The organism is Nocardioides sp. Bht2, assembly GCF_047308515.1.
Classification (GTDB): domain Bacteria; phylum Actinomycetota; class Actinomycetes; order Propionibacteriales; family Nocardioidaceae; genus Nocardioides.
In genome coordinates this window covers 25,573-45,268 of record NZ_JBLBWI010000004.1, presented here as the reverse complement: position 1 = coordinate 45,268, position 19,696 = coordinate 25,573, and the positions used below count along the sequence as shown (strand labels likewise).

Sequence of the window (19,696 nt, the reverse complement as noted above, 5' to 3'; positions counted from 1 at the left end):
TGGGGTCGAGACATCGGGCAGCTGGCCACCCCTCGATAGCCAATCGGATGATGCGGCTCGCCCGCCCCGGTATCTAGGCTGGCGGGGCCATGTCTGACCTCAGCTCCGTCACTCGCCCCGGCGAGCACGGCATCCTCGCGCCCGCGGCCCGGTTGGACCGGTGGCTGCTAATCGTGCTCACCGCGCTGTTGGCGACCTGCGCGATCCGCTACCTGGATCGGCACGGGTTCGGCGCCACCGGGGTCGCGGTGTTGGCCGGCGCGGCAGCGCTCGGGGTCGCCTACGCGACCCGCGGCCTGCTCCGCGACCATGCCTGGTGGCCGACGGTCTGGGTGAGCGCGATGGTCGTGCTCTGGGGAGTCCTGACCGCAGCCGCGCCCTCGTTCGCCTGGTGCGCGGTCCCGGTCGCCTTCGCGGTGCTCCAGGTGCTGCCCTTCTCCTGGGCGGTCGGGGTCGTGGTGGCGATGACCCTTCTGCTGACCGCCGCCTGGCAACGGATCTCCGACGGCTTCGACCCGGTCCAGGTGGTCGGCCCGATCGGGGTCGCCCTGGTCACGGTGCTCGCCTACCGGGCCCTCGAACTGGAGTCCCGGGCCCGGCAACGGGCCCAGGCGCAGCTCGGCGCGCTCGCCGAACGGACCCGGCTCTCTCGGGAGATCCACGACTCCGTCGGCCAAGGACTCTCCAGCATCAATCTGTTGCTGCAGGCCGCGGAGCGCGCCTGGGACCAGCAACCCGACGCTGCCCGCGCCCACGTTCGCACCGCGGCCGCGACAGCGCGCGACGGCCTCGACGAGGTCCGTCGCGTGGTCCGCGACCTGGCTCCGGCCGAGCTCACCGAGGACCGCGACGGCGAGGCCCTGCAACAAGCCCTCCGCCAGACGGCCGGCGAAGCGGTGCCCGGTCTTGAGGTGACGGTGCGAATCCACGGCACCCCGATCGCGGTCTCGCCGCAGATCGCGGCGGCTCTGGTCCGCACCGCCCGCGGGGCGTTGGCCAACGTCCGTGAACACGCTGCCGCGAGCCGCGCCGTGGTGACCTTGACCTACCAGTTCGACGAGGTGGTGTTGGACGTGCGTGACGACGGTCGCGGCTTCGATCCCGACCAGATCGGGCCGCGCGGCAACCGGGGTCGTGGCCTGGCCGGGCTCCGCGCGCGTGCCGTCGACCTCGGCGGCCACGCCACCGTGGAGAGCGCGCCCGGCGAGGGGACGACCGTCTCGGTCAGCTTCCCGATCCATCCGGAGGTGGCCTGATGATCCGGATCGTTTTGGTCGACGACCACCCGGTGGTCCGCGCCGGGCTGCGTGCGCTGGTCGAGAGCCAGGAGGACCTCTCGGTGGTCGGCGAGGCGGCCGGGATGGACGAGGCGCTGGCGGCGGTCGCCACCCACCAGCCGGACGTCGTCCTGATGGACCTGAGCCTGGGCCCGGACCAGCCGGGTGGGGCCGAGGTCACCGCAGCTCTGCGGGCGCTGCCGCAGCGCCCCGAGGTGTTGGTGCTGACCACCTACGACACCGAGTCCGACATCCTGCGGGCGTTGGAGGCCGGCGCCCGTGGCTACCTGTTGAAGGACGCACCGCCCGACGAACTCTTCGCCGGGATCCGCGGCACGTCGCGCGGCGAGACGGTGTTGGCGCCGTCGGTGGCCGCCACCCTGATCCGGCGGACCACCCCGGGTGCCACCACGATCACCGAACGCGAGGTCGAGGTGCTGGAGCTGCTCTTCCGCGGTCTTGGCAACAAGGAGATGGCCCGCGAGCTCTTCGTCTCCGAGGCCACCGTGAAGTCGCACCTCTCGCACATCTACACCAAGCTCGGCGTCGATACCCGGGCCGGCGCCGTCGCGGCCGCCATTGAGCAACGGATCATCCGGCCCCACCGCTCAATGTGACCTCAGCGCGTGGAAACCGAAGGTTTCACGGCGCTGAGGTCACATTGAAGTGGCGTTCGACGGGTTCAGGGCCGACTGAGCCTCCTGCGGCGCATCAGCAGCGCACCGGCCAGCGCGGCCAGCAAGGCGCCGCCCACCACCGCCCACGTCACCGGTGAGCCGGCGTCGGGGAGCACGCCCCCGGGGCCGTTGTTCGCGTTGTCGTCGTCGTTGTCCGGATCGGTTCCGGGGTCGGTGCCGGGATCTGTCCCGGGGCCGGAATCCGGATCGTCGTCGTTGGTGATGGTGCAGGTGACGTGGGTGCTCTCGATGATGCTGACCCGTCCGTCGGCGACGGCCAACGGCTCCCCGTCCTCCAGGCAGACCCAGTACCGGCGGTGTAGCCGTCGGGCCCACCGGACTCGGCGAGGTCGTAGTCGCCGGCGGTGATCTCGGCCGCGGTCACCGCGGGGTCCCCGGTGACTCCGCTGATCGGGCTCGGGCCATCGGCCGACAGCTCCCAGTCCTCCGGGGATGCCGAGCCGCCGTCGTCGTTCACCACCACCTTGGCCAAGGTGAGCGTGGTAGCGCATTCGACCTCGTTGGTGATCTGGATCCGCCGGGCCGGGAAGTCGGCGGTGGTCTCCAGGGGCAGCGGCAGATCGGCGGGGTCGCCGTCCACCTCGGTGACCTCCGCCGCGGCCACCGTGCAGCCGCTGGGAAGCTGGCTGGTCTCGTCGACCGTCACCTGCTCGCCCTGCGCGTACCCGTTGCGCTCCTCACCCCATGGCTGGGCCGAGCCTCCGGCAGCACCCGGTCCGGTGAGGCTGGCCTCGGCGCTCATCCCGGCCGGCTGCGAGCCGTCCGGATACTCGACTCCGTCGACCACCCAGAGCTTCTCGACGACGATCGCGGCACTGGCGCGGTTGTACATCGTGCAGACGACGAAGGCTCCAGCCGGCACCTCGATCGTGAACCCCGGCTCCTCCGGATCGCCGGAGGAGGTGACGGCGAGTGGTGCGTCAGCAGCCGTGCGGTTGCGGCAGACGGCGTTCTCGCCCGCCTGGGTGACGAGCTGGTAGCCGTCCTGCTGGGTCTCGCTGATCGTCATCGCGGCATTGGCCATGCCGGCCGGGTAGTCGAGGTCGAAGTGGACCGAGCCGGTCTCGTCGGAGGTCGTCTTCTGGTCGGGCAGGCCGCCGACGCCCGGGGTGCCTGTCGCCGAGAAGGTCCAGCCCGGCCCGGCGCGCTGAGCGCCGGTGATGTCCTCTCCGGTGGTGCCCGGCGGGACGATCTCCTTGAAGACGGCGACCTGCTCCTCGCAGCGCGCCAGCGCCAACTGGCGCATGGCCTGGCCTGCCTCCTCGTAGTCGTCGGCGTCGAAGTAGTCGGCGTCTTCGACGTCAGCACCGTTGTACATCGTGGGCCCCGACAGAGCGGCCAGGTTCTTGCGGCTGATCTCGTCCAGACCGTTGCCGACGCCGACCGCCACCAGGCGGCTGCCCTCTGCCTTGATCGCGTTCGCCGAGTAGATCCCGTTCTCGACGTCACGGAAGTGCGTGGTGCTGCCCGAGCCGAGCAGCGGATCGGCGCTGAACCGGGTCGGGTTGCCGTCCGTGATCACCACCACCAGGTCGTAACGGGGTGCCGCCTGGGCGACCGCCCACAGGCCCTGGTCCCAGTTGGTGCCGGCGCCGAGGACCCAGTTCGCGTAGGTGTCCTGCACGGCCTGGGCACCGGCCGGAGTGGAGACCGACCGGGGCTGCGGATAGTTGGCGTCGGCCCCGGAGTTGGGCGAGGCGGCGTCGAAGGAGAAGAGCGCGACCCGCGACGGCGTGCCCACCAGCGCGTCGATGAAGGTGTCGGCCGCCCCCTTGAGGTTCGGCAGCGCCGAGCCGACAGAGGCCGAGAAATCCATGACCAGAGCGACGTCCAAGCCGCAGGAGTCGGTGAGCGTCGGATTGATGCGCGACTGCTGCCAGACCCCCTCGGACTCCTCCTGCCCCGAGCCGCTGTCGGCGGGGCCGAACATGAAGTCGCTGGTGCTGCGGTAGGTGGTGCCGGCGGCCAGGGCCGGGGTCTGGAAGCGATACGGGTTGTCCACCGAGCCGGAGCCGCTGCCGGCTCCGGTACGGAGACTCTCGTTCAGGTACCAGCCGGCCGGAGCGGAGATCTGCTTGACCCAGAACCGCGCACCGTCGTTCGCGCCACCGTCCGCGGTACCCGGGACGACGAACGAGCAGTCGCCATCGGCGTCCGAGGTGCACGTCGCCCAGGGCTGGGCGATCGGCGTCGCATCCGCGGCATCGGCGAACAGGCCGAGCTGCACGCCGGCCAGGGGCGCCACGGTGCGGGTGCCGGTGCGATCACCGCCCACCGCGAGGGTGACCACCGAGGTGTCCGGGCCCGGAACGGGCACGTCGGCATCCGCGATAGTCATCGGTACGAGGGCGAGGGCGACCAATCCGGCAGCAATGGCGGCCCGCCGAGATCCTGGGGAGATGAACCACGAGAATTCTCCTAGGGTTGCTGTCCCAGGTCGCCCTCGATCAGCCTTGGCCGGGGTCGGCCAGAGTCTGTCGGGCCACTGCACCGGCGCACGCGAGGGCCGGCGGCCCCGAGCGATCGACGGGCGCGACCTCTCCGCGCAGGCCGGGCGGGGCGCCCGGGATGCGCGGATCAAGTGACGACGAAGCGGACATTCGGGTCCTGTCGGTCGATGTACATGGGGCTCTGCACAACGCCCGATCACCCTAGCGACGTCCGACGACACTTCGCCACCACCACCTCAATGTGACCTCAGCGCGTGGAAACCGAAGGTTTCACGACGCTGAGGTCACATTGAGGTGGAGCGGGCCGGTCAGCTGACGGGGACAGTCAGGCTTTCCAGCAGCTCGATCTGATGGGCCCGGTAGCGGGCCACGTTGTCGAGCTTGATCTGCTCGTAGCCACGGACCATGTCCGGCAGCCCGGCGATCTCGATCGCGACCTCGGCGTTGCCCGCGTTCAGTCGGCCCGAGAGCCCGTCGACGGTCTCGATGTACTCCTTGACCAGCTGACGCTCCGTGCGACGGACGCCGTCGTAGCCGAAGATGTCGAGCTTGGTCCCCCGGATCGAGCGCAGCCCGTAGAGCAGCCGGAAGACCGGGGTGAACCACGCACCCAGCGTCAACTTCTTCTTCAGACCCATCGCCCGCAGGATCGGCGGGTGGATCTTCCAGGCGACCTTGGCGCCACTGCCGAAGGTCGCTGCCACTTCGCCGCGGACCGTCGGGTCCAGCGCGAGCCGGGCCACCTCGTACTCGTCCTTGTACGCCATCAGCTTGTAGAGCTGGCGCGCCACGTTCTCGGCGAACGCATCGTCGAGATCCGCGCGACCGGCCGCACTCCGGGCCCGCTCCACAACCTCGACGTAGCGGCGCGCGTAGGCCTTGTTCTGGTACCGGATCAGGTCGGCGGTCCGATCTGCGACGACGCGCGCCAACTCGGTGCCCGGGGCGGCAGCCACGATCGCGGCCAACTCGACAGCGTCGGCCGAGAACTCGACCGGGGTCGGCAGCACCGTGCCGCGAGCCAGCTCGCGGTCGAAACTCGCCCGGTCCGCGACCAGCATCCGACCCCAGCGCAACGCCTGGATGTTCTGCTCGACGCGAGCACCGTTCAGCTCCGCGGCCCGCTCCAACTGGGCCGGCGAGAAGGGCAGCAGGCCGGTCTGGCTCGCCGCACCCAGCAGCAGCACATTGGCCAACTGGTCGTCACCGAACAGGTTGGTCGCCGCCGCGCGCGCGTCGAAGAAGACGTTGCGGCCCGGCGTGGTGGCCTGGTCGATCTGGTCGATCAGTCCCGGCACCGACGGGTACTGCACTGCGGTGTCCACCACGGCCTTGCCGGTCGGCACCTCGGTCGTCGAGACGACGGCGACGGTGCGTCGCGGCTCCGCGGTCTTCAGGTTCGCAGCATCCGCGGCGACCAGCAGGTCGCAACCCAGGTAGAGGTCGCACTCGCCGACCGCGTTCCGGTTGGCCTCGTCGGCGTCGTTGGGCCGGACCTTGATGTCGGAGACGACGGCTCCGCCCTTCTGGGCAAGGCCGATCATGTCCAGGCCGCGCACATGGGCACCCGAGACGAACGCCGCCATACCGATCATCTGGGAGACCGTGACCACGCCGGTGCCACCGATGCCGGTGATCCGTAGCGAGACCCGCCCATCGCCGGTCGGAGCCGGGTCCGGAAGGTCGTCGGCAGCCAGGGTCCGAGCCGGAGCCAACGGCGCGATCGCGCCACCGCCCGCGGCCGGGACCACCGTCATGAACGACGGGCAGTCGCCGTCGAGGCAGGTGTAGTCCTTGTTGCACGAGGACTGATCGATCTGGGTCTTGCGGCCCAGGTCGGTCTCCACCGGCTGCACCGAGAGACAGCTGGACTTCACGCCGCAGTCGCCACAACCTTCGCAGAGACGCTCGTTGATGAAGACCCGCTGCTCCGGCGTGGGCAGGGTGCCGCGCTTGCGCTTGCGCCGCTTCTCGGCCGCACACTCCTGGTCGTGGATCAACGCGGTGACGCCGGGAACCTTGGCGAGCTCCTCCTGCGCCGCGACGATCTGCGAGCGTTCCCGAACCTCGGCGATCGAGCTGAGCCTGATCCGCCGATACCGCTTGGGTTCCTCGGTGGTCACGATGATCTTCTTGACGCCTTCGGCCTCGAGGAGTTCCACGATCTCGGCGACGCTCATCTCGCCGACCGGGCGCTGACCACCGGTCATCGCGACGGCGGAGTTGAACAGGATCTTGTAGGTGATGTTCACGCCACCTGCGACGGCGGCCCGGATCGCCAGGCTGCCGGAGTGCGCGAAGGTGCCGTCACCCAGGTTCTGGAAGATGTGCTCGTGGCTGGTGAAGGGCGAGATGCCCAACCACTGCGCGCCTTCGCCGCCCATCTGACCCTTGACCACGACGTCGCCGACCTTGTCGGCGGGCATCTGCGCGACCAGCGAGTGACACCCGGTGCCAGCACCGACCAGCGACCCGGTCGGGACCGCCAGCGACGAGTTGTGCGGGCAGCCCGAGCAGGTGAACGGTCCACGCGAGATCGGCAGCGCGAGCGGGAGCTGGGTCCGGACCCGCGGGGCCTGGGCCGGCTCCGGCACGGTCGCGCCGACCGCCTCCAGCATCGGTCGCAGCCGCCTGCGGAGCGCCGCACCGATCACGTCGGGGTCGAGCTCACCGGTCGACGGGAAGAGCAGCTGGCCTTCGTCGTCCAGCTTGCCGACCACTCGCGGGGCGTGCGCCCGGCCGTAGAGGGCCTCCTTGATCGCCGTCTCGATGAACGGGGTCTTCTCCTCGACCACGATGATCTCGCGGACGCCGTCAGCGAGCTCGACGATGTCGGCGGGATCGATCGGGAAGATCATGCCGAGCTTGACCAGGCGGATCCCGATCCGCTCGAGGTCGGCGTCGTCGACCATCGACCGCAGCGCCTGGCGCAGGTCGAGGTAGGTCTTACCGGCCGCGACGATGGTGACCTGGGCGTCGCGGGCGGCGGTACGGATCCGGTTGAGGCCGTTCAGTCGGCCGTAGGCACGGGCCAGCGGCAGCCGAGCCAGGTGCGCGGTCCGCTCCAGCTCCTGGCGCGACTTCACGTCGCCGGCCATCTTCACTTCGTGGCGGTAGAGGCGACCGTCGAGCATCACCTCGGGCACCACGATCGGGTCCCACTGCGAGCGGACCCGGGTGGAGGAGAAACCGTCGGCCACGTTGGTGCCGATCTTCAGCGCCGACCACAGTCCGCTGATCCGGGAGAGTTCGACCGCGTGCCGCCCGAGCTCCAGGACATCGCCCGGGTCGGCCGGGGCCAGGGTCGGGATCAGGAGGGTGGAGAGCATCGGCTCCGAGGAGCACGGCAACGTCGAGGACTTGGAGGCGGCGTCGTCACCGACCAGGGCGACGGCACCGCCCTGGTGGTGGGTGCCGATCAGGTTGCCGTGCCGGATCGCGTCGGAGGCGCGGTCCAGGCCGGGCGCCTTGCCGTACCAGAAGCCGAGGACGCCGTCGTAGCGCGCTCCGCGAATGGTCGGCGCCTGCTGGGTGCCGGCGACGGCGGTCGCTGCGAGCTCCTCATTGACGCCGGGCTGGACGATGATCGAACTGTTGGACATCAGCGACTTGCGGCGGGCGAGCTCCAGGTCGTACCCGCCGAGCGGGGAGCCTTCGTAGCCCGAGACGTAGGTCGCCGTTCGCAGCTTCTGGGCGGCGTCGCGCCGGGCCTGCTCGAGCGGCAACCGCACGAGCGCCTGGAGACCTGTCAGGAACACCTCCCCGTCGGCCAGGGTGTAACGGTCCTGCAGGTCGTCAACATGTCGTTCGGATTCCCGGACGACATCGAGCTGGGTCATGCCTCACGCTTTCCATTGCTGGGGGTCAGTTCGAAGTGGCAGGCGACCGATCCGCCGACAGCAGTGGACCGGGAGACCGGTGCCTCCTGGTGGCAGATCGCCTGTGCCTGCGGGCAGCGGGTGCTGAAGACGCAGCCCTTGGGTGGGTTGGTCGGGTCAGGCAGCTCACCGGTGAGCTGCACCCGACGGCGCTCGGCCTGGCGCTTGGGGTCGGCGACCAGTGCGGCCGAGAGCAGCGCCGCGGTGTAGGGGTGGCGCGGCGACTCGAAGACCGATTGGGTCGGGCCCTCCTCGACGATGTGGCCCAGGTACATCACCAGGATCCGGTCGGCGAGGTTCCGCACCACCGCAAGGTCGTGGCTGATGAAGAGGCAGCCGATGCCGAGCTCGTCGGAGAGCCGCTTGAGCAGCAGCAGGATCTGGTTCTGGCTCGACACGTCGAGGGCGCTGACAGCCTCGTCGGCGACCAACAGGCTCGGGTTGAGCGCGATCGCCCGCGCGATCGCGATCCGCTGGCGCTGGCCACCGGAGAACTCGTGCGGGTACCGGTCGGCGTGCTCACGGCGCAGGCCGACCTGTTCCAGCAACTCCTCGGCCCGGCTACGGCGTTCGCCTCGGGTGAGTTCGGTGTGGAAACGGAGTGGCTCGGCGAGCGACTCCGCGATCGTCATCGACGGGTCGAGCGAGGAGTACGGGTCCTGGAAGACCATCTGGGCGTGCCGCCGGAACCGGGCGAGCTCGCGGGGCCGCATGGTGGTGATCTCCTGGCCGTTGATCTCCACGGTTCCCGAGGAGCTCTTGACCAGACGCAGCACCGCGCGGGCCGCCGTCGACTTGCCGGAGCCCGACTCGCCGACCAGTGCCACCGTCTCCCGGGGTGCGATCTCGAAGCTCAGCCCACGCACGGCCTGCAGGCGACGACCGCCGCGGACCTTGAACTGGACGCCGAGGTCCTTCACACGCAACAGAGGCGTCATCGGTTACCACCCGCAATCATCAAAGGGCCACGTACACAACGGCTCATCCGCTCCGGGGCGACCTGGAGCAGCTGGACGGGTTCATCGCACTGGGCTTCGTACTCGGTACAACGTGGGGCGAAGCGGCAGCCCGGCGGCATCTCGAAGGGCAGCGGCGGTGCGCCGGGGATCACCTGGAGGTCGACGACCTCCTCGATGCTCGGGCGCGAACGCAGCAAAGCCTCGGTGTAGAGGTGCGCCGGCTTCTCGAAGATCTCCGCGGTCGAGGCCGACTCGAAGACCTGGCCGCCGTACATCACCACGACCTGGTCGCAGACGTCGGCGACGACGCCGAGGTCATGGGTCACGAAGAGCACGCCCATGTCCAGGTCCTTGGCCAGACCGCGGATCAGCTCCAGCACCTGCGCCTGGATCGTGACGTCGAGCGCGGTCGTCGGCTCGTCGGCGATCAGCAGCTTCGGCTCGGCAGCCAACGCCATCGCGATCATCGCGCGCTGCCGCATTCCGCCGGAGAACTCGTGCGGGTACTGGTCGAGCCGGTCGGCGGCCCGCGGGATACCGACCAGGTCGAGCACCTCGATCGCGCGCGCCCTGGCGGTCTTCCGGTCCGCGCCCTTGTGCCGACGCACCACCTCGACGATCTGGTTGCCGATGGTGAAGGCCGGGTTGAGGCTGGTCATCGGCTCCTGGAAGATCATCGCGATCTCCGCGCCGCGCACCGAGCGCAGTTGCCGCGGCGTCAAGGAGAGCAGGTCGCGCCCCTCGAACTCGATCCGGCCCGAGGTGATCCGGCCAGGGGGCTGCGGGATCAACTGCAGGATCGACTGACAGGTCACCGACTTGCCCGACCCGGACTCACCGACCAGACCGACGATGGCACCGTGCGGCAGGTCGAAGGAGACGTCGTTGACGACGTTGACCCAGCCGTGCTCGGTGGAGAAGTCGACACTCAGACCATCGATCCGCAACAGGGGTTGGGCGTTGCGGTCCACGGTGGTGGCGCCGGCCGTTGTGTTCTGCGTTGTGCCGTTCACCCGGCGTCCCTCGTCTCTCGTCCAACACTGTCGCGGATTCCGTCGCCCATCAGGTTGCAGGCGAGGACGGTCAGCACGATCGCCACGGCGGGGATCACGGTGAGCCACGGCGTGTAGAACCACGCCTCACGGCCTTCGGCCAACATCCGGCCCCAACTCGGCTCGGGTGGCGTCACACCCAAGGTCAGGAAGCTCAGCGACGCTTCGGCCAGGATCGCGAAACCACAGGCCAGGGAGATCTGCACGATCAGCGGCGACAGCGCATTGGGGAGCACGTGACGACGCAGGATGTAGTGGGTCGGCGTGCCCATGCTGCGCGACGCCTCGATGTAGGTCTCCTCGCGCACCGAGAGCACCGCGGAACGGACCACGCGGAAGAAACGCGGCGCGAAGATGATGCCGACCGCGGTCATCGCGTTGGTGAGGTTGGGTCCCATCACGCCGACGATCGCCATCGCCAGCAGAAGCGGCGGGAAGCTCAGCAGGGTGTCGGCGATCCGGGACAGGACGCCGTCCCACCACCCGCCGAGATAGCCCGCGATCAGGGCCGGGACCAGACCGATACCCAGGCCGATACCGACCGAGATCACTGCCGCCTGGACGGCGACCCGGCTGCCGTAGAGCAACCGACTCAACGTGTCGCGACCGAGGTTGTCGGTGCCGAGCAGGTGGTCGGGGGAGAACGGTGGCAGACGTCGATTGACGACGTCCTGGGCCAACGGGTCGTGCGGCGCGAGCCACTGCGCCAACAGCCCCGAGACGATCACGAGCAGCAGGAACCCGAGCGAGACGAGGTTCAGGTGACGCCGGGTGAAGCGGCGCACGAAACGGCGCCGTGGCGTCTCCGCCTTGTTCCTCCGGGTGCCACGCGCGGAGGCGGCGCTGGAGTTGGTCATGAGGTACGCACCTTGGGGTTGAGCCAGCCGTAGGCGATGTCGACGACGAGGCTGGCCAGGATCGTGACCAGGACGGCGAAGATCACCATTCCCTGGATGGCAGGCAGGTCCCGCGACATCACGGACTGGACCGCGAAGTCGCCCAGGCCCTTGATTCCGAAGATCGACTCGACGACGGCGGTGCCACCGAGCAGGAAGGCGATCTGCATACCCAGCACGGTGATCACCGGCATGCAGGCGTTCTTCAGCGCGTGCTTCCAGACCACGCTGACCGGGCTCAGACCCTTGGCGACGGCGGTGCGGATGTAGTCCTGCTTGAGGACGTCGATCAACGAGCCGCGCAACTGCCGGGCGATCTCAGCGGCAGCGACCACGCCGAGCGCGAGCCCGGGAAGGATCAGGTGTTTGAGCCAGAGGCCGAACCCTTCCGACATCGGCATATAGCCGGTCGCCGGGAACCACTCCAGTTGGATGGAGAGTCCGAGGATCAGCAAGAGGCCCAGGACGAAGTTGGGGGTGGCCAGACCGAAGGTGGTCACCGCAGTGGCCGCCCGGTCCTGCCAGCGACCGGCACGGCGTGCGGCGTAGATGCCGGCGGGAAGTCCCATCAGCAGAGCCATCACCACCGCGACCAGGGTCAGCGAGAGGGTCACCGGTAGGCGCTGCACGATCATTTCGCGAACCGGGGTACGGAAGGTGTAGCTGGTTCCGAGGTCACCGCGGGCGGCGTCTCCCACGAAATCCAGATAGCGCACTGCAACAGGTCGATCGAGCCCGAGATCGTCGGCAACCTGGGCGATCTGCTCCGGGGTGGCGCCCTCGCCCGCGATCCGAGCGGCTGGGTCTCCAGGGATGAAGAAGACCAACGCGAACGTGATGACGGTGGCGAGGAGAATCAACGGGATGGAGGCCGCCAAGCGCCTCAGAACCATCATGAACAAGGGGGGATCCTCCCAGTCAGGCTGGCCGGTCCGTCGGACCGGCCAGCCTTTGACACAGGGACGTGGGGACGTCCGTTACTTCTTGCCGGAAAGGCCTGCTTCGCGCAGCTCGACGCCGATGGCGTAAGCGTCGAAGCCGAGCACGTCCTTGGTGTGGATCGCGCCGGTCACCATGAAGGCGACGGGGACCACGAGTGCGTTCTCGATGACCATGGCGGAGACCTCACCCATTGCTGCGGCGCGGCCCTTGTCGTCGTAGACCGAGTTGGCCTTGTCCAGTGCAGCGCGGATGCCGTCGACCTCGGACTTGGACGGGTTGGAGACCGAGTCCTTGAGGAAGTAGCTGCTGTACAGGATGGACGGGTCGGGACGGCCGACCCAGGCGCTGATGGTGGCGTCGCCCTCACCCTTGTTGAAGGTGGGAGCCAGGTCGGACGGAGGCAACATGGTCATCTCCATCTTGATCCCGATCTTCGCCAGGTCGGACTGGATCATCTCGGCCATCACCACGTACTCGGGGATGTTCATGACCATCGCGGTGAAGCTGAAGCCGTCCTTCAGGCCGGCCTGCTCGAGCAGGGCCTTCGCGCCGTCGGGGTCGTAGGTGTTGACGCTCTCCAGGCTGGGGTTGTACGCGAAGTAGTCCTTCGGCACATCCTGGCTGGCGGCCACGGCCTGGCCCTCGAAGGCGGCCTCGACGATGGCGTCCTTGTTGATCGCCTTGGCGATCGCCTGGCGGACCTCGACCTTGTCGAACTCAGCCTTCTGCTGGTTGAAGTAGAACATGTAGTGCGTCAGGCTCGGCTTGATCTGAACGGTCAGATCCTTGTCCTGCTCGGCCTGGCCGATGATGGTCGGCGCGATCAGCGCGATGTCCAACTGGCCCGACTTCAGCGCGTTCAGGCGCGCGGTGGCGTCCGGCATGACTTCCCAGACCAGGTTCTTCGCCTTGACGGCGTCGGCGTTCCAGTAGCCGTCGAACGCGGTGAACTCGTAGTGCGCACCCGGCTTGGCGGACTTGAGCTTGTAGCGGCCGGCACCGGCCGGGGTGGTGGCCAAGAACTCGGCGGCGTCCGGCTTGGCCAGCGCCTTGGGGCTGACGATCATGCCGGCCAGGTCGGTCAGGGTCTGCGGGAGCGCAGCGCCGAAGCCGTCGAGGTTCAGCGCGACGGTCGACTCGTCAACAACATCGACCGACTCGATCGAGGCGAGCAGCGGCGCGGTGTTGCTGTCCGGCTCCTTCGCACGGTCGAGGTTGATCTTCACGGCCTCGGCGTCGAGCACGGCGCCGTCCTGGAACTTGACGCCCTTGCGGATCTTGAGCGTCATCACCTTGCCCGAGGCGTCGGTCTCCCACGACTCGGCGAGACCCGGGATCAGGTCGCCGTCGGGCGTGCGCTGGATCAGCCGGTCGTACACGTTGAACAACAGGTTGTTGTCCGAGGTCTGCAGCGTCTTGTGCGGGTCGTAGCTGCTGGTGCCATAGGTCATGCCGAAACGCAGCGTTGCGTTCAGGTCGACCTCGCCCGTGTTATCCGACGCTTCCGAGCCGCAGGCGGCCAGAGCACTGGCCAGCCCGAGCGCCACGACGGCGGACATTAGTTTCCGATACAACGACAATCTCCCATCCGAAGGGCCGGTTGACGCATCGCATGGATGTCGCTGCCCGGTTCTGTGATGCGTAATTTATAAAAGATACGAAAAAAGTCAAGGGACTCAAATTCGTCGTTCTGGCGGCACCTCGTACCCGGCCGAGAGGACGCCGATCCGAGGGGCCGACGCCGGCCAGAAGCCGACGTCGGACGCTCGGAAACCCTTGCTGCACACGGAGTGCCCGGTGCCCGTCAGCGGTTGCGGATCGTGTCGATCAGCAGCTGGACGTCGTCCGGCCCGGTCCCCGAGTCGAGGACCGCGATCACCAGGTCCGCACCGCGGCGCTCGTACTCGGCAAGCAGCTCCAGGTACTTCTCCGGAGCCGCCGGGTCGAAGGCGAGTGCGGTCGACGTCGTCATCGTGGACAGGTCGCGGCCGTGCACCTCGCAAGCCTTGACGAAGGCGTCGCGCCGTTCGGTCCACTCCTCAGGCGTACGCCAGTTGCAGTTCCAGTGGTCGGCCCACTGCGCCGCCAACCGCGGCGTCTTCACCAGACCGTGCCCACCTACCGCGATCGGCGGACGTGGCGTCTGCACCGGAGCGGGCACGCACTGGGCGAGCTCGATCTTGAAGTGCTCACCATCGAAGCTGACCGGCTCGCCGGTGAGCAGCTGGGTGATGATCTCCAGCGCCTCCTCCTGGCGCGCCAGCCGCTCCTTCGGCGTGCCCAGCGTGGTGCCGCAAGCCTGCGCCTCGGCCTCAGCCCAACCGGCACCGATGCCGAGCTCCAACCGGCCACCGGAGAGGTGGTCCAGGTTGGCGGCCATCTTGGCGATCACGAAGGGGGCCCGGAGCGAGACGTTGGCCATCAAGAAGCCGATCCGGATCCGCTCGGTCACCATCGCCAGCGCGGCCGCCGTCGTCCACGACTCCAACGTGTCGCCGGAGCTGTCGAGACGGCCCAGTTCGGTGGAGGCGAAGAGATGGTCGGTCAACCACGCGGACTCGATGATCGGGTCCGCATCGGCAACCTCCCAACACGAACGCAACGTCGGCCAGTCCGTGTAGCTCGCCGGAACCAGGAGACCGTGACGCATCGCGGCCTCAGCTCTCGCCCGCGCCGACGAGCGACGCAGCATCGGACGCTTCGGTGGCGACCTGAATCGGCTCACCGTCATGCGTCTTGATCTTCGGGAGCACCTCGTTGACGAAGAGCTCCATCGAGTTGAACCAGGCCTCGGGGGCGTCCTGGTAGTCGCGGCTCAACATCATGATCGTGCCGAAACCACCCGACTGGTCGTAGAGCGCCTGGAGTTTGTCGATCGCCGTCTCCACCGAACCGACGATCCAGCTGGTGTCGATCAGGTAGTCAAGGGTCACGTCCTCGTCGGCGACCGAGTCGTCGTGCTTGTGCATGCTCAGCAGACGGCCGTTCTTGCCGTAGATCGGCAGCCAGAACTCGTTGAAGAAGCGCTCCACGAAGCCGGACGTCGCCAGCTTGCGGGCCTCGGCGTCGGTCTCGGCGACGAAGACCTCCTTGAGGATCCGCCAGTCGCGGCGGTCGGCGACCCGGCCACCTTCGGCGGCACCGGCCGCGTAGGTGTCGAAGTGCTGGCTCACGAAACGCGGGTGCATGTTCAGCGAGAGCGGGATGAAGCCGCGGCGGCCACACATCCGCAGGGTCTCGGAGTTGGGGCTGGCACCGGCCATCGCGATCCGCGGGTGCGGCGTCTGCATCGGCTCCAGGAACTGGCCGAGCCGGCCGTCGGCCATGAAGTCGCGGGCGACCCGCTCACAGGTCCAGTACTTGCCCTCGAAGCGCCACGGCTCGCGTTCGTTCCAGTACTTGAGGATGATCTCCAAGCCCTCGTGGAACATCTCCAGGTGCTGACCGCTCTTTCCGTCCACACCGAAGGTGGCATGGTCGGATGGGACGCTGCCCGGGCCGAGTCCGACCTGCAGCCGACCACCGGAGAGGTGATCCATGTAGGCCAACCGGAGCGCCAGTTCGGCCGGGTGGTGGAACGGGACCAGGTGGGTACCGGGGCCGAGCTTGATGTTCTCGGTCTCGCGGAACGCCTGTGCCAGCAACAGGTCCGGGGCCGGGTTCGGCTCCCAGGGCGAAGTGAAGTGTTCGCCCACCCAACCTTCACTGAAGCCCATCCGGTCAGCCGCGGTCAGGACCGAGAGGTCCCAGTTCTGCGCCTCGGCCAGCGGCCGGTCGGGGGCGTGGGCGGGCATCATGAAGATGCCGGCCTTCAGGGAGGTGTTCGTGGTCGTTGTCGCGGTCTCGCTGCTGCTAGGCAAGAGCCAGTCCTCTCTGCATGGAACGGAGCCTCCCCAGGGAGGGTCCGCATCTCGATAGTCGTTGGGGTGCTGGGGATTCGGGCGCAGGAACGAGCCGGATCAGCTGTCGGCGATGGGGTTGCGGAGCAGCCCCACGCCACTGATCTCGGACTCGAGGACCTGGCCCGGGCGGAGTAGAAGCCGGTCGCGCTCGGCGCCGGGGGGCTGGCCGTAGGCGCAGCCGTTGGTGGTGCCGGTGGAGACGATGTCGCCCGGCTCCAAGGTCAATCGCGAGGCGTAGGCGATCAGTTCGGCGATCGACCAGAGCATGCTGGAGGTGTTGCCCTGCTGGCGCACCTCGCCGTCGACGCGGCACTCGATGTCGAGGTTGGTGGGATCGCCGACCTCGTCGGCGGTGACCAGCCACGGACCCATCGGTGCGGCCGTGTCGAAGTTCTTGCCCAGGAAGATGGCGTTCTTCTCGGTGAGCTGGAAGTTGCGGGCACTGACGTCGTTGGTCACCGTGTATCCGGCGACGACGCCGAGGGCGTCTCGCGGCTCGACGTCGCGGCACTGGGTGCCGATCACGACAGCCAGTTCGATCTCGTAGTCGATCTGGTCGGAGAACCAGGGCACCTCGATGTTGGTCGCGTGACCGGTCAGCGTCGAGGGGTATTTGGCGAAGAAGGTGGGGGCCTCGCCGCGGTCCTCATCGAGGCCGACCTCTTCGCGGTGGGCGCGGTAGTTGCGGCCCGCGAAGATCATCTTGCCGGGGTTCGGCACCGGCGCCTGGAAGACGACCTCGGACTCGGCGACGACGAGTTCCTGCGCCGCCAGCGACTCCACACCTTCCGCCGCGACCTGGGCGGCGGCGGCCGCCACCAGCGTGGCCACCTCGGCCATCGCCGCGCTGCCGCCGGCGAGCAGGTCACGCATGGTGGGCGCGAGCCGGTCCGTCTCCGCGAGCGGAGCATCGGCTACGGCCGCGGCGTGACGCCGGTAGCCCTCGACGTCGAGGAGGTAGGAGGGCTCGGTGCCCAGCGCGGCGACGACGACAGCGCGTCCCGACGGGACCGAGACACTGGCGAGTTTCATGACAACCTCCGAGGGTCAGGGGCGGTTCATCCGCTCGCACGGCCCGCTCTGGAAACGCTATTTTCTCTAACATTGGGAATTTAGCATCACGAAGCGCAGAAAGTCGCGTTCGCCACGCCATTGGCCGCGCGTCGGCGTCACCGATCCGGGACGCCGACGCGCGTGGTCTCAGGAGGTGTGCAGGACCTCGGGGTGGTCACGGAGCAGACGCCGCACAGCGCCGTCGAAGTAGACCTGCGAACCACGCTCGAGCAGCGACTGCTGCATGCCGACCATCACGCCCTCGGCGATCTTGAGAGCCGGCAGGCCGACCGCGAGCACGTCATAGGCGAGCCTGCAGGTGCGGTCGATCGTCGCCGCGCGATAGAGCGCCTCCTCAGGAGTCGCGCCGGTGACGATGACTCCGTGGTTGGCCAGGATCGAGACCGGGGCGTCGCCGATCTGCTCGGCCAGCTCGACCCCCAGGTCGGGCGTGTCGACCTCGCCGCTGTACTCCATCACCAGCTTGAGGTCGTTGAGGTACATGCTGCCGGTCTGGTGGACGAGCTCGGGCAACATGCCGAGGGCCGCCATCACGCTCACGTAGTACGGGTGGTTGTGGATCACCACCCGCGCATCGGGGCGCAGGCGGTGCAGTTCGGTGTGGATGTGGATCGCCGGGCTCACGTCCCACTTGCCCGCGACCACGCGGCCTTCGGTGTCGACGGTGCAGATGTCGGCCGCAGTGAGTTCGTCCCACCACAGACCCCACGGGTTGACCAGCATGTCGGTGCCGCCAGGACGCTGCCAGGTGATGTGCCCGGCGATGTTCTCCGAGAAGCCGTCGGCGGCCAGTACTCGGAAGACGCAGGCCAGCTGCTGCTCGTCGCTCAACTCGACGCCGATCGTGGGCATCACCGACGGCGCCCAGACACCGAGGCCACCGGCGCGAACCTCGCCCGGTAGTGTCGACTCATTCTTCTCCATATTTTGTATCTTATAGAGAGAAGGATCAAAGTCAATCGAGCCCGACCCCTCGACAGCCCGCACCCTCAGGAGTTGCCATGAGCGCCCACTCGCCCGTCGACCTGCACCAGATCCGCCCGCTGATCAGCGGCCAGACCTTCCAGGAGATGACCCCCGGATCCACCTTCCGCACCGCTTCGCGGACGGTCACCGAGTCCGATCTGGTCAGCTTCACCGCCCTTGCCGGACTCAACGAGCCGCTCTTCTACGACGAGGCCGCCTCGCGCGAGGCCGGCTACGGCGGTCGCCTGATCCCCGGCGCCCTCACCTTCAGCTACGCCGAGGGGCTGGTCATGCAGTCCGGCGTCATCCACGGAACCGGCATGGCGTTCCTCTCCGCCGACGTCAAGGTGCATGCACCGGTGCTCGTCGGCGACACCATCACCGTGGTCGTCGAAGTTCTCGAGGCGCGACCGACCAGCGACGGCAAGCGAGGTGTGGTGACCACCCGCAACACCGTCGTCGGACGCGACGGCGTCGCAGTGATGACCTACGAACCCGTACGGATGATCCGCGGAGTGGCTACGCCCGACAACTGAGCCGCGCATTGTGATACAGCAATCCACTCAACCTGTATCTTTTAGCAATAACAGCGGAAAGGCGCGCTAGCGCAGGTACGTATTCAGCGTCGGCAGCGCCCCGATCGCACCGGCAGAGCCCTCCACCTCGTCACAGGAATCGAGGGCTCGTCACCACACCACTAAGTGAGGGATCCAGTGGCCACCCCCGCCCCGAAAGCCGTCAACCTACGGTGGCAGCGCGTCGCAGAGCTCGTCGCAGATCACCTTCGCGAACGCATCCTCGGCGGTGACCTCGAGGACGGCATGACGCTGCCCAAGGAGGAGGAGCTCCGGCTCGCCTATCCGGTCAGCAAGCCCTCTCTTCGCGAGGCGATGCGGATCCTCGAGGCCGAGGGCCTGATCACGGTTCGGCGCGGCAACAAGGGCGGAGCGGTGGTGCACCGGCCGACATCGATGAACGTGGCCTACACACTCTCCCTGCTGCTGCACAGCAAGGGCGTCGACATCCCCGAGGTCGCCTACGCGCTGCGCGAACTCGAGCCGGGCTGCGCGCAGGCCTGCGCCGAACGGCCCGACCGGATGGAGGCCGTGGTCCCGCAGCTGCGGGCACTGCACGCGAAGGCCGTGGCCAGCGTGGAGGATCTCGACGCCGTCACGAAGTGCTCCCGCGAGTTCCACGAAGGCTTGGTCAGCCTCTGCGGGAACCGGCCGCTGATCGTCATCGTCGGTGCCCTCGAGGCGCTCTGGTCCAACCACGAGACCGACCTGATCCAGAGCCGTGAATCCGACAAGGAGGTGCCGATGGAGGAGCGCCTCCAGGCCCTCGAGGTGCACGAGAAGCTGATCGATCTGATCGAGGCCGGCGACGGAGCCGCCACCCGGACCCTGGCTGCGAAGCACCTGCTGAAGGCCCAGAGCTACCCCTCGCCGAACTACGGCGAGGGCATCGAAGTCCCCATCCTGGACCTCCGCAAACTCATGTCTGACTCTAACTTCTCTATGATAGAGTAAATAGGAGTTGTGGCGCACTCTCCTTGGCCTGCCGCAACTCCCCCAGCCATGGAGATGCACAGACGTGGAAGAC

At 68.2% G+C, this 19,696-nt stretch carries 16 protein-coding genes; 4 read left to right on the top strand and 12 right to left on the bottom strand.

Going from position 1 to position 19,696, the window contains the following annotated elements:
- Positions 1-89 precede the first annotated feature (89 nt).
- Together ACLM5J_RS07940 and ACLM5J_RS07935 are read left to right on the top strand one after the other, a co-directional pair.
- Positions 90-1,256 carry a sensor histidine kinase gene (locus ACLM5J_RS07940; RefSeq protein ID WP_413655663.1) on the top strand — a complete coding sequence of 389 codons (1,167 nt, stop codon included), beginning with the start codon at positions 90-92 and terminating at the stop codon, positions 1,254-1,256.
- Positions 1,253-1,894: a response regulator gene (locus tag ACLM5J_RS07935; protein WP_413655970.1), complete on the top strand. Its 642-nt coding sequence runs from the start codon at positions 1,253-1,255 to the stop codon at positions 1,892-1,894. Before ACLM5J_RS07940 ends, ACLM5J_RS07935 begins: the two co-directional genes overlap by 4 nt.
- Positions 1,895-1,959: 65 nt before the next feature.
- Here the strand turns inward: ACLM5J_RS07935 and ACLM5J_RS07930 are convergent, their stop codons facing one another.
- From ACLM5J_RS07930 to ACLM5J_RS07875, 12 genes are all read right to left on the bottom strand, one after another.
- Positions 1,960-2,031, bottom strand: a complete 72-nt coding sequence (locus ACLM5J_RS07930) for a hypothetical protein (protein WP_413655969.1) — start codon at positions 2,029-2,031, stop codon at positions 1,960-1,962.
- Positions 2,032-2,042: 11 nt separating this feature from the next.
- Positions 2,043-4,313, bottom strand: a complete 2,271-nt coding sequence (locus ACLM5J_RS07925) for a hypothetical protein (protein ID WP_413655661.1) — start codon at positions 4,311-4,313, stop codon at positions 2,043-2,045.
- A gap of 420 nt (positions 4,314-4,733) precedes the next feature.
- Entirely contained in the window at positions 4,734-8,264 is a 3,531-nt protein-coding gene (locus ACLM5J_RS07920) for an indolepyruvate ferredoxin oxidoreductase family protein (protein WP_413655660.1), read from the bottom strand.
- Positions 8,261-9,241, bottom strand: coding sequence for an ABC transporter ATP-binding protein (locus tag ACLM5J_RS07915; protein WP_413655658.1), 981 nt, complete (start codon positions 9,239-9,241; stop codon positions 8,261-8,263). The genes ACLM5J_RS07920 and ACLM5J_RS07915 overlap by 4 nt, the downstream gene beginning before the upstream one ends.
- A complete protein-coding gene (locus ACLM5J_RS07910; protein ID WP_413655656.1) occupies positions 9,238-10,275 on the bottom strand; it encodes an ABC transporter ATP-binding protein in 1,038 nt (345 codons plus the stop codon). Before ACLM5J_RS07910 ends, ACLM5J_RS07915 begins: the two co-directional genes overlap by 4 nt.
- A complete protein-coding gene (locus ACLM5J_RS07905; protein ID WP_413655655.1) occupies positions 10,272-11,171 on the bottom strand; it encodes an ABC transporter permease in 900 nt (299 codons plus the stop codon). Before ACLM5J_RS07905 ends, ACLM5J_RS07910 begins: the two co-directional genes overlap by 4 nt.
- Positions 11,168-12,106: an ABC transporter permease gene (locus ACLM5J_RS07900; protein ID WP_413655968.1), complete on the bottom strand. Its 939-nt coding sequence runs from the start codon at positions 12,104-12,106 to the stop codon at positions 11,168-11,170. Before ACLM5J_RS07900 ends, ACLM5J_RS07905 begins: the two co-directional genes overlap by 4 nt.
- Positions 12,107-12,187: 81 nt before the next feature.
- Positions 12,188-13,711, bottom strand: coding sequence for an ABC transporter substrate-binding protein (locus ACLM5J_RS07895; protein ID WP_413655653.1), 1,524 nt, complete (start codon positions 13,709-13,711; stop codon positions 12,188-12,190).
- Positions 13,712-13,956: 245 nt separating this feature from the next.
- Positions 13,957-14,802 (bottom strand): LLM class flavin-dependent oxidoreductase, encoded by an 846-nt coding sequence (locus ACLM5J_RS07890; RefSeq protein ID WP_413655652.1) that lies wholly within the window; start codon positions 14,800-14,802, stop codon positions 13,957-13,959.
- Positions 14,803-14,809: 7 nt separating this feature from the next.
- Positions 14,810-16,012 carry an LLM class flavin-dependent oxidoreductase gene (locus ACLM5J_RS07885; RefSeq protein ID WP_413655650.1) on the bottom strand — a complete coding sequence of 401 codons (1,203 nt, stop codon included), beginning with the start codon at positions 16,010-16,012 and terminating at the stop codon, positions 14,810-14,812.
- A 99-nt stretch (positions 16,013-16,111) separates the two neighbouring features.
- Positions 16,112-17,086 carry a fumarylacetoacetate hydrolase family protein gene (locus ACLM5J_RS07880; protein WP_413655649.1) on the bottom strand — a complete coding sequence of 325 codons (975 nt, stop codon included), beginning with the start codon at positions 17,084-17,086 and terminating at the stop codon, positions 16,112-16,114.
- Between the two features lie 168 nt (positions 17,087-17,254).
- Entirely contained in the window at positions 17,255-18,052 is a 798-nt protein-coding gene (locus ACLM5J_RS07875; protein ID WP_413655647.1) for a class II aldolase/adducin family protein, read from the bottom strand.
- Between the two features lie 77 nt (positions 18,053-18,129).
- Here ACLM5J_RS07875 and ACLM5J_RS07870 point away from each other — a divergent pair, with 77 nt between their 5' ends.
- Both ACLM5J_RS07870 and ACLM5J_RS07865 read left to right on the top strand, forming a co-directional pair.
- The gene (locus ACLM5J_RS07870) at positions 18,130-18,630 is read left to right on the top strand and encodes a MaoC family dehydratase (RefSeq protein WP_413655645.1); all 501 of its coding nucleotides are present in this window, start codon (positions 18,130-18,132) and stop codon (positions 18,628-18,630) included.
- Positions 18,631-18,807: 177 nt separating this feature from the next.
- Entirely contained in the window at positions 18,808-19,623 is an 816-nt protein-coding gene (locus ACLM5J_RS07865; RefSeq protein ID WP_413655644.1) for a FadR/GntR family transcriptional regulator, read from the top strand.
- Positions 19,624-19,696 lie beyond the last annotated feature (73 nt).